The sequence below is a fragment of the Pseudoalteromonas phenolica genome, from assembly GCF_001444405.1.
GTDB lineage: Bacteria > Pseudomonadota > Gammaproteobacteria > Enterobacterales > Alteromonadaceae > Pseudoalteromonas > Pseudoalteromonas phenolica.
The window spans coordinates 1359703-1384077 of sequence record NZ_CP013187.1 but is presented as its reverse complement, the minus strand read 5'-3'; the positions used below and the strand labels follow the sequence as shown (position 1 = coordinate 1384077).

Genomic DNA, 24375 nt, shown 5'->3' with positions numbered 1-24375 from the left:
TTCCACGGTCGCGCGCTTACTATGCTTTGTAAGCGCTTTTCTAAAAATACCGCTAATTATCCGCTTTTTCTGCTCAACTGTCTTGGGTTAATTATAAAAAAACGCCAACGGCAAACTAAAATGCCTTTTGCAGAAAAATATCGTAGCGATACTCGTTCGATTTGCTAGTTTTTTTAGCCGTCATCATTTTCTGCTCTTGCACAGATTTGCGCTTAAACAAGCCATCTTTGTCGTTTAAAGGCTGATCGGGAAAATATAGCTGTGTCAGTAAAGACTCATAACCGTACTTACTGATTTTTATGTGAATATGCGGTGTACGCTGCTGCGGTGAATTTAACGGATATGCACCCGGCATCACGGTTTTAAATTTAAAGCGCCCTTGTTTGCCACTTTGCAAAATCGCCCACCCTTGAAAATGCGGGTCAATTGGCGCTTCACTGTTATCGTGCGGGTGGTGATACTTACCATAACTATTAGCCTGCCATAGATCTATGGTGACATCTTCAATGGCATTACCATCTTGATCAAACACTTGCCCAAAAATATCTATAATGGTGCCTTTGGCACGCCCTACTTTACCTTCGATTTGGGTTAAATCAGCATCCTTGTCTTTTTGCGGCGTTATGGGGTAAAACGGCCCTTCGACTTCTCTAGGGGTTAACATGTTACCGCCTGCCTGTGCACCGAACGTTTGGCTTATAAGTAAACCGCCCATCGAGCCCAAGGCTGCACTTTTAATAAATTCTCTGCGCTTCATTGTATTCTCCTCACCTGCTTAACTTGGCTAATTGTCATTGCATGGTTTTCACTGTAAAGCGAAGAGATTTATTCGTCTTATTAATCTTCTATTATTTTTCTATTTAACCTGAGCTTTGGATAAGAGATTTACTAAAACATTGATATTTAAATTAAAAGTTTTTTTCAATTCTGCAGCCGGAAACTTTTAGCGATAACAAGGCGAATTTACGCGTCAATAGCTAGCCTATTGCAAGTAAATTCAACGCAGTTAGCGTTGAAAGTAGCCGCTGGAGATAGATTTATTATCCATAGATCAGGTTACCTTAACCTTTATTTAATTAAACTATGAAGTTGAAACAAAAAAGCCCGCTTAACAAAGCGGGCTTCTCGTCTTAAAAGATTTTTAGTTAATTTTAATCGACCAAGCGTTTAATGAGCCCACATCTTGGTTATAGTGATCTTGCACTCTTAACTGCCAAGTGCCTTTTAAACTAGCCGATAAATTCACCGTGTAAGATTCCACTACATTATCAGCACTGTCACTGCCGTTAAAGTTTTTAAGCTGATATTGAGCACCTGTTGGGGAGGTTAACACTAGACTAATATCACCACGGTATGTATGGCTAATATTAACGTTTACGGTTGCTGTGCCAGATGTCGTTGAGTTATCAACATCAAGCGTTGAGGTCATTGCACTGTTATCAGGAATAGCTGAAACACTATTCATTTCAAAGAATGTTTCTTCAACCACAGGTTCAGTAACCGGTGTACCGCCATTGAAACTTTGACCTGCATTCACTTGGTTGTACGTTGAAGCCGTTACTTGCCAAGTGAAGTCACTGTACTTTGAACCTGAGCCTGTAAGTTGTAAGGCATGGCCTACTGCAGTCGATGACGTTTCAGAGACAGGAATTGCTGTTGAAGATTGACCCTGCGCTGCACCATCAGTTGCAGTAAAGGTACCTTCATAACTTAAGAATTGAACTAACTTGCCAGTATTATCGACTAATGCGATACCGTCAGGACCACCATTTTGTAGACCACTCATGGCGAAAAATTTAGTACCAAAACCAGATTGCTGATCAGCTAAAGTGCCTGAAAGTGAGATAGTTTTGTATGCAGCACCGCCGTTGCCGTTATAAGCGACTAGCTGCCAACCACTTAGATCTACCCCTGCTGCCCCTGCGATTTCAACACCTTCGTTTACATCTGAGCCATTGTTATCATAGTGGAGTTCGTTTATCCAAGGTGTTGCGTCACTGCTACCTGTGTCACCGCCACCGGTATCACCACCGCCAGTTCCAGTGCCTGCACCTACTCCTGAACAATCACTTTCAAAGATACATGCTGCAAATTCAGGGTGATCGATAAATGGGTTACGGTTACCTTGATATTGGAAAATCACATCGTTGCGACGTCGTTCAAAATCATCAACTGGATCGTCTTTATGCCATTGAATAAGTACAGTTTTTAAGCCCATGTAAGCAACAGCTTCATTACCGCCGGTCTTAGAGGCTTCAATTTTGCTGCGATCATCGGTCAAAATAAGATCAGGCTCCACAAAACCATTGGCATTTGTACCACCTTCATAACGCACTGCTAAATACATTAATGCGCGAGCTACATCACCACGACGACCAGGCCAAGTTTGCCAAATACCGTCTAGCGGACCTGAGCCCATAGTTAGATTCACTTCAGATGATGATCCACCACGATTGTTATTCACATCTGTGGTTTTTGTTGAGCAAGACGCACTATTACATCTTGCATAAGGTTTGTTATTTCTGCTCGAATTGTAGCTACTATTTGAAATAAATAAGTGATGAAGGTCTGTATATGCCAAATTTTGACTGCCATCTTTTGGAAAACCATAAGACTTCGGCCAAGAGTGTTCGCGGTTATAGTTAGTATTACCACCACCCACTTTGGTATAAACTGCATTTTTATATACATCAACAACTTGAGAGTTATTATCAGGGTTTTCATCGGCTTTTTCTAGCACGTCCCAAGTGTCTGTACTCGATGATGTATAAGGAATTTTTGTGTGACCCTTAATAATTATATGCAAGCTTTGTTTCAGTGTTGTTGCATTTGAATTATCAATGTTTTGGTAATAGTTTTGTGGCGCAGCAGCCAAGGATACACCTGACAACGCGCTCATTAGCATTGCCATAGATGTTAATCTAAGTGAGATTTTCATAATTAACCGTGTGTTTTAATTAAGATTTATTTTTATATACACCTTCCTTTGCAAACCACTTCCAAAAGCTGACCCCATGCCAGCGCGCAGAAGTATACACTCTAAATTGTTACAAAAAGATAACAAAAGAATAAATTATCTAACGTGTCAACGCTGTCAAAATTTCAATAATAAAAATAATTCTTATGAAACAGACAGTTAATCATTTACATTTGTTTACTTAAAAAAAGATCATGTGCGGACTAAAGACATTGAGATTGTTAGATCTAGATGGTAAGAGCTTTCAGTTAATACAATTAAATTGGTTGGTTAATTTAAACTTCAGAAAATAAATCAAATCTATGGGTTTCGATTTCTCTATTTTTGAAGTGCTAAGTTACACCCAGCCTTATGAGCCAGATTAAATAGGCACAATTAGATACGTTCTTTTCGGTGCAATGATAAAGAAGTTGTAGGGGGAGGTAATGAGAAAGTGATTTGTTGGTAAAAACTAAGGTATTTAAGCCAACCTCACACTCGAGTAAACCCAATTCTGAATTTTTACGCCATGAAAATCGAACGTTAATTGTCCGATATTAGTTAGCCCTAGATGTTTATAAAAGTCATTAGCGTCATTTTCAACCCAGGTATAAAGCCAGAATTTAGGGCCTAACTCGTTTTGGCACCTTTGCAGTAGCGCCTTACCAATACCCAGCCCTTTAAATTGAGCATCAACATAAAGGCGATCAATCTCATAGCCAAACTCCGATTGACCTTGATAATGACTCTGTTTATTTGCAAGCAAATATCCTTGCAGAATACCTTCTTGCTCAGCGACTAAAATGGTTTTATCTAGGCTATTTATGTCTTGCAGAAATGATTCAGTATTAAAGTTATTAACAACAAAGTCTGCATACTCAGGTTTAACGCCTTCTTTCGCATAAGTCGCTAACCAGACTTTACTGCTCAAAACAGACAAACAAGGGACATCTTGTTCTCTGGCTTTTCTGATAATGGTTTCTGCTTTCATAATTTCTTTTTAAATTTATTTGGTCATAAAATAAAAAATGGCTTGTACAATGACAAGCCATTTTTATTTTCATATCAAACTATCAATTACAGTGCACAGTTGCCTGCAAGTTTCCACTGCTTATATTGACCTTCATTTTCTGATGGTTGGTCATTCTTAGTCCAATAATTAGCCTCGAAAATTTGACCGTTGAAAGTTACTTGATCGCCTTTCGTATAGGCTTGGTTTTCGTACCATACTTTTGGACACGTTGATTCTGGTACATCACAGCCATTTGCTGCAATAAAATCATATGCTGCTTTTGCATCTATTAAACCGTGACCGAATTCATGATCTTTACCTTCAGCACCAATATCCGTCGCAGTAAAGTTAAGAACATCGCGTATCTGAGAGCCAGTACAATTTGGGAAGTGACTCCATACCTTCGCTGCAACACCAGATACATGAGGCGTTGCCATTGATGTACCTGACTTATACTCAAAACCATACTTGTTATATTCAGTTAACATCAAACCACTGCTATTGATTAATTCACCAATAACGTTAGAAACCGTTAAGGTTGGGAAGTCTGTTGCATAGTCAATGTTATGAACATCTCTAGATACCCAATCTGGAATGCCTGCCGGAACATCAAAATAGGTTACTAGAACCTGGCCTTCATTTGCTTGACAAGCTGCTGTTGCAGCATCAAAACCCGCTTTGTCAGTAGCACTTAATGTACCGTCAAAGTACTCGCTTAAGAATGCATCAAATGGGATTTTATAGAAACAGCTTTCGCTTAATTGTGAGATGCGTGGGTAAGGTGTGTTACCAGAATCAATTTGCTTAAAACCAGAAGAGAAATAACCGCCAGTTTTCGCGTTCCAGATAAAGCGATTTACATTTACAGACTCGCTGTCAACAGTAGAAAGTACACGTGTACCCGGCGCTGTAATTTCAACTTGATCGTTAACTGCAGAGAAAGTTGAGATTTCAGTATTCTGATCAACTGACGCGACTGACATGACATTTTTGTATGACGCTGGGAATAGGTATGAATCATCACCGTCAGTCGCTGTTGAACCATGGTTACCTGCTGCTGCAACAATTAACACACCACGATTAGTTAAACGGTCAACGACATCACGCTCAGTATCTGACGAGCGAGAACCTCCTAGTGACATATTAATGATGTTCGCGCCTTGGTTCGCACACACTTCCATTGTTTCTAGAATATGTGAAGTTCTGAAACCTGAGTTTGCACCATGTGCTGTACGAGATAGCTTTTGTACATATGTGTCTACGGCACCATTAGAAACCACACCTACGACACCTTTACCATCACGGTTAGCAATGATAGTACCTGCTACGTGAGTACCGTGGTCAACGGCATCATTAAACCAAAAATCAGAGTAATCACTGTGGTTACCGCTTAAATTAGTTGCTGCAAACTCTTCGTGGTTGCCCTGAATGCCAGAATCGATAACGCACACTTTGATGCCATTATTCGCAGGATCAGCAACTAAATCAGACTTTGTCAATGTAATACCGTAAGGAGTCACTTCTCGTTGAGTTAGATTTTCGAACTCATTATTCGTGAAGTTAGCTACAGTGACATCGCTGTCAATTTGTTCCAACGCAAAATTACTTGGAGACTGAGGAAGGATTGCAAATCGTTCTACATCTAGTTCTACACGCACACCAGAAATCTGTTGAAGCGCACTCGCTTGCTCTTCTGTTAACGAAATTAAACCCACAGTGCCTTTATCAACTTGAGTGATGTTTTTGATGATTTGTTGTTCGTACTCAGCTGGAAGGCTAGATGCTTCATAAGTAATTAGATAATCAGCTTTTTTGTTATTTGAGTCTAGCGCTGTGTTCGCAACAGCCACGCTAGAACCTAAGATTGCAGCGCAAATTAAGCTTTTTTTAAATTTAGATTTCATCTTACTTTCTCTATTTTTATGAATTATTAAATTTGTCCCTTTTACAGTACAAAAATAACTTTAAGAAAATGTAAAATCAAATTTAAAATTATGATTATCTACAATATCAGGCAATAAGTAATAACGAAGAGAGATAAGCACTCTATAAGAAAATGACCGAAAATTCAGTGTTACAAGGGTCTGAGCAGGTGTTTTGCTAATGCGAGCCTTAACCCCTTTGACCTGTTAAGTTTATTCCGGTTGGTATGTCTGAATTTGCAAACCACTTTATCGTAAAGTGTCAAAAATAAACGGTTTAATTATGTTCAGATATTTACTGTAGATGGCTATTGTGCGCTAAGGAAAACCGCCTAAACTTAAAAAGCAGCTTTGTAACGTATTACCTGCCATGTCATAAACTGCTACTTTTTCGCTTCCTGCGGTTCAATTTACAAACTATATAAATTTACTCGACCAAATGCCACTGTGTTATAACTATAGGCTTCACTTGCCACTAAAAATTGAACTGTTAATTTATATCTATTACAAATATCTTTTCAATGTTGATGACTATTTCAATTAAAGTGCCTATGGAAAATATCTTTAACAAAGTAATCTGCTCAAAATAGCTTTCACTTCAAAAAGGCTAGTTTTGCTTTGTTTCTTGTAACTCTTTAAACGCAGTCTCTTTGTCTACATATCCAAACGAATAATTGCCAGATACTACCGGTGTAGAGCCAATAAACGCTGAACTACCTACAGCAGCAGTTAATCTTAAAAAGTAAACTTCACTCGCTTTGAGCTCTTCCTTTACAGTCATCTCTTTAGCCCGCCAATAGAATGGGTTACCTTTTTTAACTGTAATAGTGTTTAATCCCGGTTGTAGCTCTAAAACTTTATAACCCCCATTCTTTATATTGAAGCTATCAACACCATTGATTTGAATTGTTGGCGAAGCAGAACCATCCATCATTGCCCAAGGTCGATATAAATAAACTTTTGCTAATTTATTGGAAGGCAGTTCAACTTGTTCGAACTTTGGCCCTGTGGCATTACACCCAGTAATTGCAAGCAAAGTAAAAATCACTATGAATACGCGCATGATCATTTATTTTTAGACTCCATTAAATGCTAGGGTTATTGAGATAAAAATAGATAGAACTTTGCAATTTAAAGTTCTTATCAATAAAGTTTATATTTTTCAACTTATCGGTACTAATTAAAATACCTAAATCATAAATTGCGACAATTCCAAGTACAGGAGCATTATTAACATGACAACTCGAGATACTAAATTAGCTCTGTACTGAATTTATCAAACATCTGTGTTGGCCAATTCTATTTTAAAGAATCTTTTTCATACTTAATAGCTTTTTTCTAAAGCCAAATCAACTCTTTGTATGGCTTAGTTACTAAAGTTAATAACCTACTTTGAAGATCATCCACATGTATCTCTAGTTTATGACCGTCTGGGTCCAAAATATAAAGCGACAAGCCTTCACTTTTGTTGTTTTTCCACTGTGACACCCCCTTTGAAAGAACACGCGCTTTAAAATCCTCAAATTGATCAGGTGCAATATCAAAAGCAATATGGCTATAGTCATCTTTGCTACAGGGATCATCACATGACAAGCAAAACCATAGCTCACCAACAGATAAGTAAGCGCTATTGTCCCACTTTACATGTGCCGTGAACCCTAAAATATCTCGATAGAACAAAATAGAGCGCTCTAAATCTCTTACTGCGATGGTGATATGATTGATCCCCAAAAGCATGGTTTTCTCCAAAAAGAACTTAAACCAAATCGTGATTAACTGACTTGCTTATTAAAGCTCATTTGCAGTGCCTTTAGCTTTTTCGTTAATTTCCTTTAAAAGTTTTAATGACACATCTTTGATACACAAAAAAACCATAACAATAGCTGTCACGAGTGCAAGCAAGTTGTTGTTACCTAGAGTACCTAAACCAACTGAATCTTCCTCAGTAAGATAAAGAAACTCAATATGAGTCGAGAGCATTTGCATTACACACACGATAGCTAGTGTAGCGATAGCCCATTTCATCACTAATTTCGATAAAGTTTGATGAGACATAAATAAACTCCTTGTTTGAATGACATTGTTTTTAATTTTTGTACTTATTCAAAATTATGTAATTTCATTGAGCGGACATTTCTTTATTGAAATGAACAATATTTAGAAAGCTTAGAATGATCACACTGATAAATTATTAAGCAGCATGCCCGGCATAAAAAAGCAAGTTAAGGTAAAAGCAAAACGCCAATTATTGCAAACATGCCAAAGATAAGCTTCTTAAATAAGCTTAGGTTTAGCCAATGTTCCATAATTTTCTTTTTAAATTTGAGCTCTTAACACTCACTTATATCTTATAGATATCAATAATTTATAGATGTTTTTCGAAATGACGACATGGCGTTTCTCATACAGGTCCAACCAAATCTAATATAAATGACCAAATAAGCTATCTTCCCCTTGATAAAAATCATCCCGCCCTTATTATGCTTTCACACTTTTAATTTGAATATGTTGCTTTGATCCGAATTTTAAAAATTCTTGCTGTGCTGTTTTTATTGTTTGCTGATGCTCCGTCATCTGCAGAACAGGTTGCGCATGCGCAGAATAATGTTCAGAGCCAGACTAGTTATCAAAGTCCATTTGAGACTGCTGTAAGCAACGAGTTTTCATCGCAGCAGCAACCTCAAAACCATCATATTACTGCCGATGATTCTGGGTTATTTTCAATTATTGAACGCCCTTCTCAACAGCAGGCCATTCGTTTTTTACACCCAAAACAGCAAAGCGAATTTATTTTAGTTTTTGAGCTGGTGACAGATACGTTCATCAGCGAAAACCGTTTGCGCCCTGACAAGCTCGAACAACCTTGGTATCAATGCAATACGCGGCCAAACCACGGCTTTATTGATGCCTGTAAACCTGCCAATTTAGTTTATAAAGCAAGGCTAACCTACCACGCTTAATTTCACTTATCGCAAAAAAATCTTTTAATTTTTTCGGCAAAACTGTGTTTTGCTGCCCTAGATGAGTAAATTATGAAAAATCAATTAAACCCTAAGTCGAACAACCGTTTGACACCATGGGCGTTGCTATTAGTCATTGTATTTCTGGCAATTAGCGCGCTACCAAACCTTTATCCAAACAACACGGTATTAAAGATCAGCAATCATAACAATGCGTTATCGGCGACTCAAATTAGCCAATATCTTGAAGACGCGAAATTGCCCGTGCGTGAAGCGACTGTAAATCATCAAACCGGTGAAATTCGGGTGTTGCTTGAACATCCAAAAGCAAGTGTGAATGCGCAAGCCATATTACAAAAAAAGTTACAAACACAATTGCAAAACACAGCAAACATTAGCGTGCAAAGTGAAGCAACTACGCCCGCATGGCTGCAAAGTTTTAATTTATCGCCTTTAAAATTGGGCTTAGATTTAAACGGCGGCGTGCTATTTGTATTAAAAGTCGATACCGAAAAAGCCCTTGAAGAGCGTCTCGAAAAACTGCGTTTAGTCGCAAAAGATTATCGCATCGAACACAAATTGCGTGGCATCAAGATTGAAGCAGCCCGTGATAATAGCGTGGTCATAAAAGCTAACAGTAGCCAAGCAGATAAGCTTGCGACCTTAGCTAAGCTTTTAAAAACAGACTACCCAAGCCTTACGAGTATTGAAAAAAACACGGCAAGCCAAACCATTTGGCAACTTGGTTTTGACGAAGCCAGCCAAAAGCAGATAGCTGAACAAGCAATTGGCCAAGCCATTAGTACTTTGCGCTCGCGTATTGAGCAATTGGGGATCACAGAAGCTGTTACACAACGCCAAGGTAAGCAGCATATTCGAATTGAGTTACCTGGAGTACAAGATCCAGCTGCTGCAAAACGCTTAATTGGGGCTACTGCTGAGTTGTCTTTTCATGCGTTGCAAGACATGGGTGGTCACACTTACAAATATAAAGACGGTGGCACAACCAAATTGAACCCTTTGCCTATTTTTACTGGCTCAGAGATTGAATCGGCTCAGGCTGGACGCGATGAGTCAGGGCAACCGCTAGTACAACTTATGCTCTCCCCTTCTGGCGGCGACAAAATGAGTCGTTTCTCACGACAAAACATTGGTAGGCCAATGGCTACTCTCTATGGCGAATATCACCAAAATCAAAAAGGGGATGTGGTTAAACAACAAGAAGTGATTTCGGTCGCCACCATTCAACAAGCCCTTAACCGCCAATTTAGTATCACTAATTTAGGCACCATGCAGCGTGCACAAGAGCTGGCTATGGTATTACGTGCAGGGTCACTTCAGGCGCCGATCACCATTGTTGAGGAGCAAACGATTGGCCCAAGCCTAGGCGAGCAAAACATTGAAAATGGGTTTAATGCTCTCAAGCTAGGCTTAGCCGTCACCCTACTATTCATGTTGGCGTGCTACGGCCGACTCGGTGTAGTCGCCACCATTGCATTGTTGGTGAATCTGGTCTGTTTACTTGGATTAATGTCGTTATTACCGGGAGCAGTTTTAACTCTCCCCGGGATCGCGGGTTTAGTACTCACCATAGGTATGGCGGTCGATACCAATGTGATTATATTTGAGCGCATTCGTGATGAAATTAAACAAGGTGCAAGCACATTTGGCGCTTTAAAACGCGGCTATCAACATGCGATGTCGAGCATTATCGATGCGAACCTAACGACGATGATCACTGCGCTGGTTTTACTTGGTGTAGGTTATGGTCCAATCAAAGGCTTTGCTATTACGTTAGCCCTTGGGATCTTAACCAGTTTGTTCTCGGGCGTATTGGTGTCGTCTTACCTCTCGCCACTCTTTCTTAAACATGAGAGAAAAAAAGAACATCAAAAAGATAAAAACAAAGCCCAACTAAAACCTGCAACGACAAAAAAAGAAGGTGCACATCATGCATAATATTTGGCAATCTGCCCGCAAAATGGGCTTTATATTTAGCCTAATTGCTATTGTTGTTAGCCTTGGCGCTTTAGTCCTAAACCCCATTGTATTTGGTTTAGATTTTACGGGTGGTACCGTTTTAGACTTCACGTTAATATCGCTAACCAATATTAATGAGCTTCAATCAACTTTAAGTACCTTAACATCAGACGCATTTAGCTTATCGCAAAGCCAAGACGGCCATTGGCGTGTGTTGTTTTTACCCGACGTAGCTTCAGATACGATCGCCGCTTTTCAAACTGCAATTGAGACACAATTAAATGCCCATATCCTAGAAAGTAAGTTTTTAGGCGCTCAAGTCGGTGAAGAGCTCAAAACCAGTGGTGCACTGGCGGCTCTGTTTGCTGTGGTATCTGTATTGATTTATTTAATGGTGCGTTTTGAGTGGCGACTCGCAGTGGCTGCAACTGTCGCACTGTTCCACGATGTATTAATCACCATCGCTTTATTCACAGTGCTTGGTTTAACCTTCGATTTAACGGTATTAGCAGCACTTTTAGCGATTATCGGTTACTCGCTCAACGACAGCATTATCATTGGCGACCGTATTCGTGAACTCATTCGTGCCACACCTGAGCAACCCATTGGTCATTCAATTAATGAAGCCTTGCAAAGTACGTTACGCCGTACGCTTATTACCTCGTTTACCACACTCGCCACGGTTTTTGCGATTTGGTTGCTCGGAGGCGATGCCTTAAATGGTTTTGCCAGCGCCCTGTTAATTGGTTTAACTGCAGGTACCTTGTCATCAATTTTTATCAGCGCGACCTTGCCTGAATTTATGGGCTTAAGCTTTACAAACTATCAAAATCAAGACAGTGAAGAAGTGAAAAAGCTACTCGCTGAGCCTTAACTAACATTTAGAGCATTTAGCTCACTCATCAATTCTGAGTGAGCTTCTATTTATATTCATAGACTTAGAAATTACTCATTTCTGAAAAAGCAGATTTAAATTAACAATTTTGTAACCTTTAAGTGTTAAATCTAGCGCTCCCTTTTTTTAGAGTAATTACTTATGTCTATTTCACGTCGAAGTTTTTTGAAAGGATCAGCTCTACTGAGCGTGATGCCAATGAGTTTAACACTCTCGGGTTGTACGTTTAAAACCAACCCTTTCAGCCATGGCGTTGCCAGTGGTGATCCGCTCCATGATGCGGTGATCATTTGGACTCGAGTCACCATTCCTGAAGAAATCACGCAAGTTGTCGATATCAACAGCCTGGTATTGTCTGTTCGCTGGCAAATATCAACGTCTTCTTCATTCGCGACTATCGAAAGTGAAGGCAAGGTTGAAACCAGTATAGCTCGAGATTTTACCGTTAAAGTCGATGTCACAGGTTTAAATGCGGATAACATTTATCACTATCGCTTTATCATCGAAGAGCTCGATGAGCCTGTTGTTTCGCCAGTTGGTCGCACCAAGACTTTACCTCAATATGATGTATCTGAAGTGAAGCTGGCGATGACATCTTGTTCACACTTTAGCTATGGCTATTTTAACGTCTATGCTCGCATCGCAGAAATGGATGATCTTGATGCGGTTTTACATTTAGGCGACTATTTATATGAGTACGGAAACGAAGATGTTTATCGTAACCCATTATTATGGAAGAGGCTGGTAGAGCCAAAACATGAAATGGTGTCACTCAATGATTATCGTTTACGTCATGCGACGTATAAAACAGATGAAGATTTGCAAACCCTGCACCAAACCCACCCCATGATCTGTATTTGGGATGATCATGAGTTTACCAATGACACTTGGCGTGGCGGTGCGCAAAACCATAATGACAATGAAGGTGACTGGCAAACCCGAGCCAATGCAGCCATTCAAGCATATTATGAGTGGATGCCTATTCGAGAGCCTCAAAGTGGTAACCGTGAAAAAGCATATCGTAAATTCGAATTTGGTCAGTTGCTGCATTTAAATATGCTCGATACCCGTTATGTTGGTCGCGATGAGCAAGTCGATGTGAAAGACGATGCGCGCCTAGACCTAATGCGGACTCTGTTGGGCTTTGAACAAGAGCAATGGCTAGAAGACAACCTGCTCGATGCTAAAAATAATGGCGTGAAGTGGAATTTAATTGGCCAACAAGTGCAAATTATGCAAATTCAGATGTTTGGTAAACCCATTAACGCTGATGCATGGGATGGGTACCCTGCCGCTCGGGATAGACTGCTGAACTTTGTTGAACAAAGAGACATTAAAAATGTGGTGTTTTTAACAGGCGATGTGCACTCATCTTGGGCTGCCGATATTGCTAAAAACCCGTACGACTGGCGAGAGTATAATCGCTTTACCCATGATGGTGCACTTGCCGTTGAGATAGTCACACCTTCTGTCACTTCGCCATCAATTCCTGTACCGGGTTTACAGCAAATTGTGGGAGATGTTGGCAATATTCTAAAGCCTGAAAACCCACATATTCGTTATGTTGACCTTAAAAACCGAGGTTTTGTCACCCTTAATATCAAGCAAGACAAACTCACTTCTCAATGGCACCATGTGCCAATTGTTGGTTTTAAGAATAACCAGTCTTTTGTTGATAGAACCCTGTATGTTAATTCAGGCGAAGCCAAACTGCATAAATTGTAATCTGGCAATCAGCACGAGAATTTGAACATAAGGGGAGCTTAGCTCCCCTGAAAGTCATGTAGAAAAGTATCTAAACGATGTTCATTGAAAAGAATAGACATTGACTGTTTTGTCTCGACCTTTGAGTTTTACATCCGCAACCCAAGCTAAATCAGGCATGTCTGATTTTTCTGCGGCGTCTTCACTGACAAGTAATACTTGCCCAAGCTCTTTGGTCTTGCTCTCGATTCTCGCTGCAACATTAACTGTGTCGCCAATCACGGTGTAATCCATACAACTCAAACTCCCCACATTACCTGCAATGGCTTCACCACTGTGAATACCAATGCCAATTTCAAGCTGTGGCAAGCCCTGCTCGGAAAATTGATTATTTAACTCAATCAATTCTTTAAGCATACCCTTTGCAGCATTTATTGCACCTTGAGCGCTATTCATTCCCGCTTGTGGCGCACCAAACACGGCCATAATGGCGTCACCGATAAATTTATCTATCATGCCATCATGTTTAAAAATAGGATTGCTCATAGCTGAGAAATAGCGGTTTAGAATACGAGTAACCACCTCTGGTTCATTGCGCTCACACAAGGTGGTGAAATTGCGAATATCAGCCATCAAAATCGTTACTTCTCGGCGCTCACCACCAGGCTCTATGTCAACGGCACCGGTTTCTACCGCGCTAACCAGCTTTTCAGGTAGATAGCGTAATAAACGCTCTCGATGACGCAGGCGTGTATAAGTATTGGTAATGTAATGAGAAATTGACCAAGCGAGTAATCCCGAGAATAGCACGATGATCTGTTCGTGGATCTCTATGGTTCGATCAGTCTGGCTGTGTTCTAAGATAAGTGTTGTCGCAGCTAAACAACACAGCGTCGAAAAGTAAATAATCACGCGACCTTGCCTGAATGCACTCATGACATTAAATAGGATTAGCGCGCTGATCAGCATCAATTCAAATTGTGTTTGGTGCAGATCGCGTAAGAAATGCCCTATTTCTGCCAAATATTCCATTTCTAATGTGATCCCTAAAATAATCACATAATCGAATAAAATAGATACATACTTGAGCCAAGGCTTATAGCTGCCTGTGGTTGCCCAGTGCCTAACTAGCCAACACCAAGCTGCAGTTATAACCATCGACCCAAGATCGACACTGATTAAAATTAAATCCAGACCCTGACTCATCATGCCGACGAGTAGTTCTAGTAAAAACAGCGCCATCAAACCAAAAAAACGAATTTTGTTGATGTGGTTTTCCATTTCCATTTCGCGCTGCTGGTAGCAATCTGTTAGCAATGCATCAAAGCTGTCATCAATGTGTTTTAACCATTTCATAAGTTTAAGTGTTCTGCTTTTTTATTAAACATAGCTTGTCATAACAATGAGTACGAAAAATGAATGCAAAGATTAGTCACAAGTCGAGAAAAAAGGCAATTTAGTTTCCTAAATTGCCTTTAATAACAAAAGTATTGGGAATTTATTTAAAAACGTTACTTACAAGCGCCTTTGTTAGCCCATACATCCCAACGACCTGAGAATTGCTCCGGGTTTTGATCTATGTTCCACCACTTCGCTTCATACAAATTGCCATTCAATGAAACTCGATCTTTAGATAAGTAAACCTTACCTGCTGACCATGTTGGCGTACCATTACATCCACCCGTATTTCCATCAGTTACCTTGATGACTTCAGATTTACTAGCAACCTGACCAACCGTATCTCTTACAGTCAATTTAACAGTATACTCTCCAGCACTTGCATACGTGTGGCTTGGGTTTTTGCTTGAGCTAGTTGCCCCATCGCCAAATTCCCACGAGTAAGCAGCAATCCCCTTATCGTCATATGAGCTGTCAGTCAGTTGTATGGTTTTACCGTTTAGCGTTAGTTTGAAACTTGCAACAGGTTTAGCATCACCTGGGCCTTCACATGTACTTGAAGCTAAATAGTCGTATGCTGCTTTTGCTTGCACAATACCATGACCATAGGAAGTATCTCGCCCAGCGGCACCTTTATCTTTAGCTGTAGCATTTAGTGCATCACGAATTTGCTGGTTATTACACTCAGGGAAATGACTCCATACGAGTGCTGCAACACCCGATACATGTGGCGTTGCCATTGATGTGCCGCTGATGCTTTTATATGCATTATTATTCCACGTCGAGTTAACACTTACGCCTGGTGCGGCGATTTCAACTTGGCTGTTGTATTGTGAGAATGATGCTTTGTTTTCACGGCTATCAACCGCTGCTACTGAAACAACAGAGTCATATGATGCTGGATAGCTCATAGAACTATTGCCACCATTACCAGCTGCGGCAATATGCAGCATGCCTTGCGCATAGCTGTTTGCAAATGCTTGACGTTCTGCATTTGACTGGCCTGAACCACCTAAACTCATACTCGTGACATTCGCACCCGCTAGTTGACATTGCTCAATCGCTTTTACTAAGTCCGAACCATAAGCCCAACGGCCTGAATCGTTGAAAACTTTAACAATATGCAAACCAAGCTGACCCGACGGGTTCACACCCACCACGCCTTGACCATTACCACCAATCGCAGCAATCGTGCCCGCTACATGCGTACCGTGACCATTACCATCGTTGTACCAGTTACCTGTGTTGTTACTACCGTAGCCGTCATCACCAGTGATCCCTGTAGAAGGTAAATCAGGATGATTTAGCGTGTAACCTGTATCCATGATACACACCTTACGATTACCCGACATAGTATCTGCTAACTGGTTAGCTTGAACCATATTGATGCCATAAGGCGTGCTTTCAGCCATAAGATAACGCTTTGGATCTACTTCAATGGACAGCACATCAGAGCGTGCTGATAGCAAAGCTTTTTGCTCTGCGGTTAGCGACATCGACACAGCATTAATCGATGGTAAAACTTGTTCAGCTTGAGCCGATACCGTCAGTGCAACAGACTGGAGTCGATTCATTTGAAGCTGTTTGCTTTGTTGTGGGCTTAGTTCAAAAGGCTGCGCAATTGTGCCTTGTTCACTTTTAAGTGTAACGATGTAACGCTCAGCTTGATTTGTTTCGACACTGCTTTCATCTATCAGGGTCGATGCATGTACTGCTGGGACAAAAGCACCGCAAAAAATAAGTGCCTGTGTAGTTTTGTTCAACTTGGTTTTCATTTTGATTCCTTATCTTGTTTTTAGAGTGCAAATAATTAACAAACCATTTACAAGCAACAAGAAAAGAACAAATGTCCAGCGCTGTCAATTTGTTTTTATTATAGGTGCAAAAACTCTAAATACTTCATTTCCTACTGTAAAAGCTCCATTACACTGGGCTAAGAATGTACATACATCTAGACGTGTATTGTTTGAGCAAAGTTTGTACTAACTTAAATACAGCTGCACAGATTTTGTTACGAAATTGTTATAACTTAAAGTGATAAGGTATGATTTTATGGTTTTAATTGTTCTAAGAATATGTGCACTCAACAACTTAACTTATAACAAAAAGTCAGTGGTTAAGTGTCGTAATGAAGTAATTTATGGGCTTATAAACATATAAGCCCATTTGAAATTAAAGTGATTTTAACAAGCGATAGCCGTTGTCACTTAATTGAAAATGAACGCCATATACGTCACCACCACCGAACATCACTTTCTTCGACTCAATTTGAATGCCATTGTCTTTGAATAGTTTCTCTAAAGATTTAGCCCCATTTTGAAGCGCATTTTGATCTGTGCTGAAACTCGATTCAGACATAATAAATACGACTTTACCTGACTGACCTGCAGCGGCTCTTAATTTAATACCAGCTAACTCAATATCTTTTGTGGCACCGGTCATGCCTGAACAATCTGTATCTAACAGCATATCGCTACAACTTGCTGCGACACTATATGTACCCACCGTCTCACCGTTGAAATTGACAGATTCAGGCGTAGACATACAGCCAGAAAGTATAAGAGCAGCTGTTGCTATGGCTAGTTTTTTCATTGTTTACCTTTTCTATTTATCATTTAACCTGAGCTCAGGTTGTTTAACGCATGTATTCATATTGGTAGTCATCAATTGACTTACCTTTAATAACAACATTATTTTTAAGTATTGCTGCTTGAATGAAACCTGATTTTTCTAATAACTTTATCGAGCTCGTATTTTGAGTCGAGCAAATCGCTTTCAGCTTTTTTAAATTAAGCACATCAAAAGAGAACGCCTTTACCCGTTTAAGTGCTTCAAACGCATACCCCTTGCCTTGCTTGCAGGGATTTAATAAAAACCCGACTTCACCAATATGTTGCTTATGATCAAGTATTTTGACCGAAATATTTCCGACTTTTTCACCTGTATTAGTTTCGGTAATACCAAAACATAACCAATCATGACTGTTGCAATCCCACGGCTGAGAAAAAGCCTCAAAGCCAGCCTCGGCTTCTTCCAAAGTGCTAGGGTCATAACAATGTTCCATCACCTTTGGATCCATACATAACTCAATGAAAAGAGATTTATCGCTTTTATTTAAAGGGGCTAAGGTGAGCCTTTTGGTAACTAATATCGTTTTGTTCATTTATTTTTCTTATTTGATTGGTGCTTTAATCACAAAGCCCTTCTCGATACCGGCTTTGAAACCTACCGACTCATACACTCGGTGCGCGCCAGTGAGCTTCTCACCAGAAAGCAGCATGACTTTGTAGCAATTTAGCTCCCAAGCTTTTTGAATGCCAAACTCGAGTACTTGTTGACTTAATCCACGACGGCGAAATTTTTCTGCGGTGATCACATGTTCAATAATGGCAAAGGGTCGTCCACCATTCGCAATGCTTTTATTTAATCCTAATGCGCAAGTTGCGGCTAACTCCCCTTCGATTTCTGCCACCACAATATGTGTTTCTGGGCAGCGCATCATCTCAGCCCATACCAGCTCTGACAAATCATCTTTTAGCTCTGGATCGTTCGGGCGGAGTGCTCGGTATAAGTTAAGCACTTGTGGAAGATCTTCTGGGTTTGCTAGGCGGATCATAGGTTTACTCCTTTAAACTTCAACAAGCACCTATAATGAATACAAACTTACAATAAGTAAACTGGTGCATTGATCAAAAACGAGACGTCTAGTAGCAGTTAAACATAAAGATCACTAGGTAACTTTATGTTTAAAGCTGCACTAAGAATGCACAGCTGCTCCACCAAATGCCTGTGCCAAATGATTGATTATCTCATCTGGCTTAGTGATGATACTTTAATCTTCTAAAATCATTACAGGTAGTCACTTATTTTCTTCATCCCAAATACTTGTATTTATTTGTGGAACGTTCCAGAATAATTTTAATTTTTACAACAGGCTTATAAGAATGAAAAAGTTATTATTGGCAGCCTTGGTGTTAAGCGCCAACGTTTTTGCTGCCGACACCTTTGATGCACAAACAATTAAAGTCACCGAGCAATTAAAAGAAAAATCGCTTAATAGCGAATTGGCTTACGATATTGTGGCAAGACTGACTACTGAAGTTGGGCCACGTATGGCGGGCACGCCTAAAGATCTTGAAGCCGTAGACTGGGCGATGAAAGAGCTTCAGCGTTTAGGCTTCGACAAAGTTTGGAAAGAACCTGCAAAATTCCCCGCTTGGCTACGCTACTCTGAATCTGCAGAAATTATTTTGCCTTCAAAGCAGCCTATCCACATTACCGCGCTTGGCAACAGTGTCAGCACACCAAAAGATGGTACGCGTGCACCTATCGTTATCTTTGAAACGCTTGAAGAGCTAGAAGCTGCGCCAGAAAATGCCGCCAAAGGTAAGATTGTTTTTATCAATTACCGTATGGACCGCAGCCTAGACGGCAACAGTTACGGCCCTGCTGTACAAGCCCGTAACCGAGGTGCCGTTGTTGCCAGCCAAAAAGGCGCAGTGGCATTTATGATGCGCTCGGTCAGTACTGCAAAACACCGTTTTGCACATACAGGCGGTAACCATTACAAAGATGGTATTAAGGCCATTCCTGCAGTCGCACTGGCAAACCCAGATGCCGACCAAATTGAACGTTTATTGCAACTTGGTCACAAAGTTGAAGTTAACTTAAATGTACAAGCTGAATCAAAAGGCATGGGCACTTCTTACAATGTCATAGGTGAATTTACCGGCACAGAAAAGCCAAACGAATACGTGCTGTTAGGCGCGCATTTAGATTCATGGGATTTAGGCACAGGCGCACTTGATGATGGTGCGGGTGTGGCGATTATCACGGCCGCAGCAAAGCACATCAGCGAGCTAACAAAAACCAAGCGCAGTGTACGCGTGGTATTATTTGCCGCTGAAGAGCAAGGTCTTTGGGGTGCGAAAGCTTACGTGAAGAAGCACCAAGATGAACTAGGTAATATTGTTGCTGCAGCAGAGTCTGACTTTGGAGCCGACCTTATCTATGCGGTTGAATCTCGTGTTGCTTCAAACTCATTACCTACAGTACGTGCGATTGCTAAGCATTTAAAAGACTTAGGGGTTAAATACGATGCGCGTAATAACGCCTTCGGTGGCCCTGATCTAATTCCATTTAAAGACTCTAAAGTCGTGCCTATTTTCTCTCTACATCAAGATGGCACTGACTATTTTGACTACCACCATACTGCTGATGACACGTTAGATAAAATTGACCCAGTAAAGTTAAACCAGAACGTAGCGGTTTATGCTGTGTTTGCGTACCTTGCAGCGCAAAGTCAGACTAAAATGATAGGCAAGTAAGCTTACACTATTAAACTCATTTCAGGTTTACAAGGAGAAGCTCCTGCTTCTCCTTTTTAATCATCCATACCATTTTCAAATCGATTAACATCATGTCCGCCCACAAGGTGAAAATAGTGACAAATTTATACAACTCACCGTATAATAGCGCCCCTTTTTAAAGCCTGTTTTTATCAGAGCTTTGGGCTTTTGTTATTTTAATCTCGTTTCTGTAATTGAGTTGTTTGAAGGTCGTGTCATCAATGAATCAAGCTGTACTTATCACTAAACATGGTAAAGCCAAGTGCATCGCAAACGCACTCGCGCCGCTTGGCTTTGATGTGGTTGAAAGCAATGCGTTTGACACCGATAGCTTAGGCACATTCGCAGGCGACATAGAACGTACACTCAGCCCTAAAGAAGCTGCTTTGAAAAAGGCGAAAATGGCGTGTGAATTGCTCGGTGCAGAATTTGGCTTGGGCAGCGAAGGGAGTTTTGGCAATGGTCCTTACCCAGGCATAGTGAACTGGAACGACGAGATTTTATGTTTTTATGACCGTGCAACTGATCAAGCAATTTATGCGAGTGCTTCGGGGCCTTTTGCAATCTCGAGTATTCAAGTAAACAGTGAGACTTGCCGCGATACCTTGTTAAAAAAGCTCAATCACTTTCAAGGTCAGCGTTGGTTGCTGAAATTTGATGAGCAAATCTTAAAAGGGTTAAGCAGCGAAACGTTGATTGAAACTTTAGCTGACAAGCAATTAACCGAAGCGTTAATTGAGCCAGATTTACGCGCTATGCACTGCCCGCTTCGCCAAAAAATGATCAGTAAAGCTGCAGACGATTTAGCAAACAGGCTCCGTGCCATTTGCCCTAAATGCAATGCCAAAAATTTTGTTGTAAAAGAAGCCGTTGCAGGTTTGCCTTGTGAACAATGCGGCCTTGCAACACAACAAATAAAGCAGCATAAATATCACTGTGAATGCTGCGACCATACTGAATTAAAAAATACCGAACAAACCGCTGCCGATCCCTATTATTGTCAGCTCTGTAATCCTTAAGGTTTACCTATGAATGAATTTGAAACACTCGAGCTTCTCACCGGAGACGAAGGGATCGCCCAAGCCGTTAAGTTACTACAACAAGGTGAATGTGTGGCTCTGCCAACAGAAACCGTCTATGGCCTTGCTGCGGACGCAACGCAACCTGAAGCTGTGGCAAAAATTTTTGCAGCAAAAGGTCGCCCATCCAATCATCCGTTAATCGTGCATATTCCCGATGAAACCCATATTGCTCGATGGGCTGACTCGGAGCCTGCTGACCTACAAAAGCTTGCTGATGCATTTTGGCCGGGGCCATTGACGGTTATTTTAAACACCAAAGCTGGGCTGAATAACCCTGTAACCGGTGGTAAAGATACCATTGCACTTCGCGTGCCTTCTCACCCGCTGTTTTTAAAAGTGTTAATTGATTTAGACACAGGGTTAGCGGCACCGTCGGCAAATCGTTATAAACAATTAAGTCCAACCGTACCTGAACAAGTGGTTGAGCAATTAACAGGTCGTATTCCGGCAGTTCTAGAAGGTGGCGCGTGCGAGCATGGCCTAGAATCAACTATTTTAGATTTAACATCAGATGAACTAAGAGTATTACGCGCTGGCCCAATTTCAGCCGCTGAGATTGAACAATGCTTAGGTAAACCGGTCACCACGCCGATGGATCATAACGAAGCGGTGCCGGGCAACGTAAAAGCCCACTACCAGCCAAATGCACCCGTGACTTTAGTTAAAACCGATGAGCTTACTCAGGCCATTCAAAGTGAAAGCAACAAAAACATCGCGGTACTTGCCTACTCAGAGCTGGTTTTAGCTGAGCTGAATGCACTAGATTTACAGCCAAAACTCATCAAACAAATTGCTAGTGATGCTGCAGGTTACGGTAAAGGTCTTTACTACGACTTGTACTGCTTAGACAAACTGACACCGACTAAAATCTTTGTTGAAACACCACCTGTGAGCGACGACTGGCAGGCAGTTAACAACCGTCTCTCTCGCGCGGCTTCTTTTGAGTTTATTCCTGAATAACCAAGCACAAATGCAAAAAAGCCCAGTTTAGGTATCAACTGGGCTTTACTCACTTTTATATCTAATTAGACCGTTACGACAACTTTACCCATCGCCTTACCACTGCCAAGTCGAGCGTGAGCCTCACCGACTTGGTCTAAACTAAAGACTTGTTCATCAACAACCGGCTTTAACTTACCCTCATCCACAATTTTTGCCAGTGACGACAAAATTTCACCATGAACTGCACGCTTATGGTTATGTAACATGGGGATCAACATAAATACCACATGTAAGGAAAGCCCTTTAAAATGCGCTAAGCTTAGGTCGAGTTCAAGTAAAGAAACAGTCGTTATGACCTGACCATTCAAAGCCGCAGCTTCAAATGAGTTGAGCATGTTCGCACCACCGACTGAGTCATAAACAACATCAAAACCTTGCCCATCAGTATACTTAGCAACATAAGCTTCAACAGTGTCATGTCGGTAATTTATGCCCGTAGCGCCCAGAGACTCTATTAAAGATAACTGCGCATCACCACCTCCGGTAGAATACACTTCAGCGCCAAAATAGTTTGCAAGCTGCAGCGCAATATGTCCGACACCACCTGAGCCGCCATGCACTAAAACTTTCTGACCTTGTTTAACACCAGCTCTTGTAAGACCTTCAAACGCAGTGATCCCAACCAGTGGTAAAGCAGCTGCCTCTTTCATTGAAATGGATTTAGGTTTTAATGCGATCAAATTTGCATCTGCGAGCATATATTCAGCCAGTGCTCCCTGTAAGTCAGCCAAGCCACCAGCACAACCATACACTTCATCGCCTACTTTGAATTGAGTTACCCCCTCGCCAACTTCGGTAATTGTGCCAGCAAAGTCCATTCCCAATATAGCAGGAAGCGCTGGAGATAACGGCAGTGCATCCCCCATCTCTCGGATCATCATATCGACGGTATTCACGCTGGTTGCTGCGACCTTTAAAACAACATGACCAGGCTTTGCCTGAGGCGTTGAAACCTCTTTCAATTGAAAAACGTCTGTACCACCAAATTGCTCAATAACCATTGCTTGCATAATTTTTATCCTCCGTTGTGATGTAGCCAGTTTACTCACTAGACAAGGAATTGATAATAACGATATATTTGAAATCAGTTTCAATATTTTATTGATAATCGAACGCCAAACTTAGCAGGTAAAAATTTGAACATTGAGCATTTAAAGTTATTCATTCGCATTGCGGCCTGTCACAACATCAGTCTAGCAGGTAAAGAGTTGGGCTTATCTCCTGCCGTTGCCAGCAGCCATATCAATAAACTAGAAGAAAGCCTAGGTGTGCGTTTAATACATCGCACCACAAGAAAAGTATCATTAACTGAAGACGGCGTCGCATTTTTGCCTCATGCTCAGGAGGTATTAAGTAGTGTTGATGTCGCATTTGCTTCTGTTGGCTCTGGTAATATGTCCCCTTCAGGTAGACTGCGTATTACTGCACCCGCTTCTTTTGGACGAATGCACCTGATCCCTGCTCTGAATGGGTTTATGGCCCAATACCCTGACTTAAATTTAGATTTACGGTTAAGCGACAGCATTGTTGATATGGTCGAGGGTGGGTTTGATGTGGCTATACGCAATGCCGCTTTGAATGATTCAAGCCTGATCGCTCGTAAGATTGCACAAGACACTCGCCTTGTCTGCGCATCTCCGGACTATTTAAATAAACATGGTACCCCTAACCAACCTGGTGACTTACTTAATCATCAATGTATCGATCTCATGGGGCTAGATACTTGGACTTTTCAAACTAACGAAGGGCACCAATCAATTAAAATCAAACATTTCTTGCGTGCAGATAATGGCGAAGCAATTCGTGATGCGGCAATCAATGGATTAGGCCTGACTATTTGTTCACAGTGGTGCGCTTACAAGGCAATTCAAGCCAAACAGCTTGTCCCCGTACTCACCAACACGCCGCTTGTTAGCAATACCTCTATTTGGGCTGTTTACCCTAGCTCTAGATTACTCGCGCCCAAGGTACGTGTTTTCATAGATTATTTAAAAACTCATTTTGGAGAAACACCATACTGGGAATTAACTTAATGAAAATGTGAAGAACTTTCATTGGAAATATTGTGATTCCTTTTCTAAGCTAGGAACTAATTTAATATAATATGCATGCAAGG

The 24375-nt window shown here is 41.0% G+C and carries 21 protein-coding genes; 8 read left to right on the top strand and 13 right to left on the bottom strand.

The window, feature by feature from the left end:
- Positions 1 to 115: 115 nt before the first annotated feature.
- The 7 genes from PP2015_RS06120 to PP2015_RS06090 all read right to left on the bottom strand — a co-directional run bounded on the left by PP2015_RS06120 (position 116) and on the right by PP2015_RS06090 (position 7945).
- Positions 116 to 757 (bottom strand): dioxygenase family protein, encoded by a 642-nt coding sequence (locus PP2015_RS06120; protein ID WP_058029429.1) that lies wholly within the window; start codon positions 755 to 757, stop codon positions 116 to 118.
- A gap of 384 nt (positions 758 to 1141) precedes the next feature.
- Positions 1142 to 2938 carry an endonuclease gene (locus PP2015_RS06115; protein ID WP_058029428.1) on the bottom strand — a complete coding sequence of 599 codons (1797 nt, stop codon included), beginning with the start codon at positions 2936 to 2938 and terminating at the stop codon, positions 1142 to 1144.
- 499 nt (positions 2939 to 3437) lie between these two features.
- The gene (locus tag PP2015_RS06110) at positions 3438 to 3947 is read right to left on the bottom strand and encodes a GNAT family N-acetyltransferase (RefSeq protein ID WP_058029427.1); all 510 of its coding nucleotides are present in this window, start codon (positions 3945 to 3947) and stop codon (positions 3438 to 3440) included.
- 86 nt (positions 3948 to 4033) lie between these two features.
- Positions 4034 to 5872, bottom strand: a complete 1839-nt coding sequence (locus PP2015_RS22030; RefSeq protein WP_058029426.1) for a S8 family peptidase — start codon at positions 5870 to 5872, stop codon at positions 4034 to 4036.
- 625 nt (positions 5873 to 6497) lie between these two features.
- The gene (locus PP2015_RS06100; protein WP_058029425.1) at positions 6498 to 6959 is read right to left on the bottom strand and encodes a DUF2846 domain-containing protein; all 462 of its coding nucleotides are present in this window, start codon (positions 6957 to 6959) and stop codon (positions 6498 to 6500) included.
- Positions 6960 to 7228: 269 nt separating this feature from the next.
- On the bottom strand, positions 7229 to 7627 hold the full coding sequence (fos, locus tag PP2015_RS06095) for a fosfomycin resistance glutathione transferase (protein WP_058029424.1): 399 nt from the start codon (positions 7625 to 7627) through the stop codon (positions 7229 to 7231).
- Positions 7628 to 7678: 51 nt separating this feature from the next.
- Complete coding sequence (locus PP2015_RS06090; protein ID WP_058029423.1) at positions 7679 to 7945, bottom strand: hypothetical protein; 267 nt, start codon at positions 7943 to 7945, stop codon at positions 7679 to 7681.
- Between the two features lie 458 nt (positions 7946 to 8403).
- On the opposite strand from PP2015_RS06090, the gene PP2015_RS06085 reads away from it, so the two are divergent.
- The 4 genes from PP2015_RS06085 (at position 8404) to PP2015_RS06070 (ending at position 13450) form a co-directional block, all read left to right on the top strand.
- Entirely contained in the window at positions 8404 to 8850 is a 447-nt protein-coding gene (locus PP2015_RS06085; protein WP_058029422.1) for a hypothetical protein, read from the top strand.
- Between the two features lie 72 nt (positions 8851 to 8922).
- Positions 8923 to 10809 (top strand): protein translocase subunit SecD, encoded by a 1887-nt coding sequence (gene secD, locus PP2015_RS06080; protein WP_083496530.1) that lies wholly within the window; start codon positions 8923 to 8925, stop codon positions 10807 to 10809.
- Complete coding sequence (gene secF / locus PP2015_RS06075) at positions 10802 to 11704, top strand: protein translocase subunit SecF (RefSeq protein ID WP_058029421.1); 903 nt, start codon at positions 10802 to 10804, stop codon at positions 11702 to 11704. Before secD ends, secF begins: the two co-directional genes overlap by 8 nt.
- A 219-nt stretch (positions 11705 to 11923) precedes the next feature.
- The gene (locus tag PP2015_RS06070) at positions 11924 to 13450 is read left to right on the top strand and encodes an alkaline phosphatase D family protein (RefSeq protein ID WP_227009183.1); all 1527 of its coding nucleotides are present in this window, start codon (positions 11924 to 11926) and stop codon (positions 13448 to 13450) included.
- A gap of 81 nt (positions 13451 to 13531) precedes the next feature.
- Here the strand turns inward: PP2015_RS06070 and PP2015_RS06065 are convergent, their stop codons facing one another.
- From PP2015_RS06065 to PP2015_RS06045, 5 genes are all read right to left on the bottom strand, one after another.
- On the bottom strand, positions 13532 to 14785 hold the full coding sequence (locus PP2015_RS06065; RefSeq protein WP_058029419.1) for an adenylate/guanylate cyclase domain-containing protein: 1254 nt from the start codon (positions 14783 to 14785) through the stop codon (positions 13532 to 13534).
- Between the two features lie 155 nt (positions 14786 to 14940).
- Positions 14941 to 16602, bottom strand: a complete 1662-nt coding sequence (locus PP2015_RS06060) for a S8 family serine peptidase (protein ID WP_058029418.1) — start codon at positions 16600 to 16602, stop codon at positions 14941 to 14943.
- Between the two features lie 397 nt (positions 16603 to 16999).
- The gene (locus PP2015_RS06055) at positions 17000 to 17419 is read right to left on the bottom strand and encodes a hypothetical protein (RefSeq protein ID WP_058029417.1); all 420 of its coding nucleotides are present in this window, start codon (positions 17417 to 17419) and stop codon (positions 17000 to 17002) included.
- Positions 17420 to 17462: 43 nt separating this feature from the next.
- The gene (locus PP2015_RS06050; RefSeq protein ID WP_058029416.1) at positions 17463 to 17990 is read right to left on the bottom strand and encodes a GNAT family N-acetyltransferase; all 528 of its coding nucleotides are present in this window, start codon (positions 17988 to 17990) and stop codon (positions 17463 to 17465) included.
- Positions 17991 to 17999: 9 nt separating this feature from the next.
- Positions 18000 to 18443, bottom strand: a complete 444-nt coding sequence (locus PP2015_RS06045; protein ID WP_058029415.1) for a GNAT family N-acetyltransferase — start codon at positions 18441 to 18443, stop codon at positions 18000 to 18002.
- A 328-nt stretch (positions 18444 to 18771) separates the two neighbouring features.
- Here PP2015_RS06045 and PP2015_RS06040 point away from each other — a divergent pair, with 328 nt between their 5' ends.
- The 3 genes from PP2015_RS06040 to PP2015_RS06030 all read left to right on the top strand — a co-directional run bounded on the left by PP2015_RS06040 (position 18772) and on the right by PP2015_RS06030 (position 22217).
- Positions 18772 to 20154: a M20/M25/M40 family metallo-hydrolase gene (locus tag PP2015_RS06040; RefSeq protein WP_058029414.1), complete on the top strand. Its 1383-nt coding sequence runs from the start codon at positions 18772 to 18774 to the stop codon at positions 20152 to 20154.
- A gap of 242 nt (positions 20155 to 20396) precedes the next feature.
- Positions 20397 to 21194: a DUF6671 family protein gene (locus tag PP2015_RS06035; RefSeq protein WP_058029413.1), complete on the top strand. Its 798-nt coding sequence runs from the start codon at positions 20397 to 20399 to the stop codon at positions 21192 to 21194.
- A gap of 9 nt (positions 21195 to 21203) precedes the next feature.
- Positions 21204 to 22217, top strand: a complete 1014-nt coding sequence (locus PP2015_RS06030; protein WP_058029412.1) for an L-threonylcarbamoyladenylate synthase — start codon at positions 21204 to 21206, stop codon at positions 22215 to 22217.
- A gap of 65 nt (positions 22218 to 22282) precedes the next feature.
- Here the strand turns inward: PP2015_RS06030 and PP2015_RS06025 are convergent, their stop codons facing one another.
- The gene (locus tag PP2015_RS06025; protein WP_058029411.1) at positions 22283 to 23269 is read right to left on the bottom strand and encodes a zinc-dependent alcohol dehydrogenase family protein; all 987 of its coding nucleotides are present in this window, start codon (positions 23267 to 23269) and stop codon (positions 22283 to 22285) included.
- A 126-nt stretch (positions 23270 to 23395) separates the two neighbouring features.
- Here PP2015_RS06025 and PP2015_RS06020 point away from each other — a divergent pair, with 126 nt between their 5' ends.
- Positions 23396 to 24292, top strand: coding sequence for a LysR family transcriptional regulator (locus tag PP2015_RS06020; protein WP_058029410.1), 897 nt, complete (start codon positions 23396 to 23398; stop codon positions 24290 to 24292).
- The last annotated feature ends 83 nt before the right edge of the window (positions 24293 to 24375 follow it).

Bases quoted from the DNA above. Each gene is read 5' to 3' on its own strand.
- PP2015_RS06060 (WP_058029418.1), bottom strand. From the start codon at position 16,602: ATGAAAACCAAGTTGAACAAAACTACACAGGCACTTATTTTTTGCGGT.
- secD (WP_083496530.1), top strand. From the start codon at position 8,923: ATGAAAAATCAATTAAACCCTAAGTCGAACAACCGTTTGACACCATGG.
- PP2015_RS06030 (WP_058029412.1), top strand. From the start codon at position 21,204: ATGAATGAATTTGAAACACTCGAGCTTCTCACCGGAGACGAAGGGATC.
- PP2015_RS06055 (WP_058029417.1), bottom strand. From the start codon at position 17,419: ATGAAAAAACTAGCCATAGCAACAGCTGCTCTTATACTTTCTGGCTGT.
- PP2015_RS22030 (WP_058029426.1), bottom strand. From the start codon at position 5,872: ATGAAATCTAAATTTAAAAAAAGCTTAATTTGCGCTGCAATCTTAGGT.
- PP2015_RS06050 (WP_058029416.1), bottom strand. From the start codon at position 17,990: ATGAACAAAACGATATTAGTTACCAAAAGGCTCACCTTAGCCCCTTTA.
- PP2015_RS06070 (WP_227009183.1), top strand. From the start codon at position 11,924: ATGAGTTTAACACTCTCGGGTTGTACGTTTAAAACCAACCCTTTCAGC.
- PP2015_RS06065 (WP_058029419.1), bottom strand. From the start codon at position 14,785: ATGAAATGGTTAAAACACATTGATGACAGCTTTGATGCATTGCTAACA.
- PP2015_RS06120 (WP_058029429.1), bottom strand. From the start codon at position 757: ATGAAGCGCAGAGAATTTATTAAAAGTGCAGCCTTGGGCTCGATGGGC.
- fos (WP_058029424.1), bottom strand. From the start codon at position 7,627: ATGCTTTTGGGGATCAATCATATCACCATCGCAGTAAGAGATTTAGAG.
- PP2015_RS06100 (WP_058029425.1), bottom strand. From the start codon at position 6,959: ATGATCATGCGCGTATTCATAGTGATTTTTACTTTGCTTGCAATTACT.
- PP2015_RS06040 (WP_058029414.1), top strand. From the start codon at position 18,772: ATGAAAAAGTTATTATTGGCAGCCTTGGTGTTAAGCGCCAACGTTTTT.
- PP2015_RS06115 (WP_058029428.1), bottom strand. From the start codon at position 2,938: ATGAAAATCTCACTTAGATTAACATCTATGGCAATGCTAATGAGCGCG.
- secF (WP_058029421.1), top strand. From the start codon at position 10,802: ATGCATAATATTTGGCAATCTGCCCGCAAAATGGGCTTTATATTTAGC.
- PP2015_RS06035 (WP_058029413.1), top strand. From the start codon at position 20,397: ATGAATCAAGCTGTACTTATCACTAAACATGGTAAAGCCAAGTGCATC.
- PP2015_RS06045 (WP_058029415.1), bottom strand. From the start codon at position 18,443: ATGATCCGCCTAGCAAACCCAGAAGATCTTCCACAAGTGCTTAACTTA.
- PP2015_RS06110 (WP_058029427.1), bottom strand. From the start codon at position 3,947: ATGAAAGCAGAAACCATTATCAGAAAAGCCAGAGAACAAGATGTCCCT.
- PP2015_RS06025 (WP_058029411.1), bottom strand. From the start codon at position 23,269: ATGCAAGCAATGGTTATTGAGCAATTTGGTGGTACAGACGTTTTTCAA.
- PP2015_RS06090 (WP_058029423.1), bottom strand. From the start codon at position 7,945: ATGTCTCATCAAACTTTATCGAAATTAGTGATGAAATGGGCTATCGCT.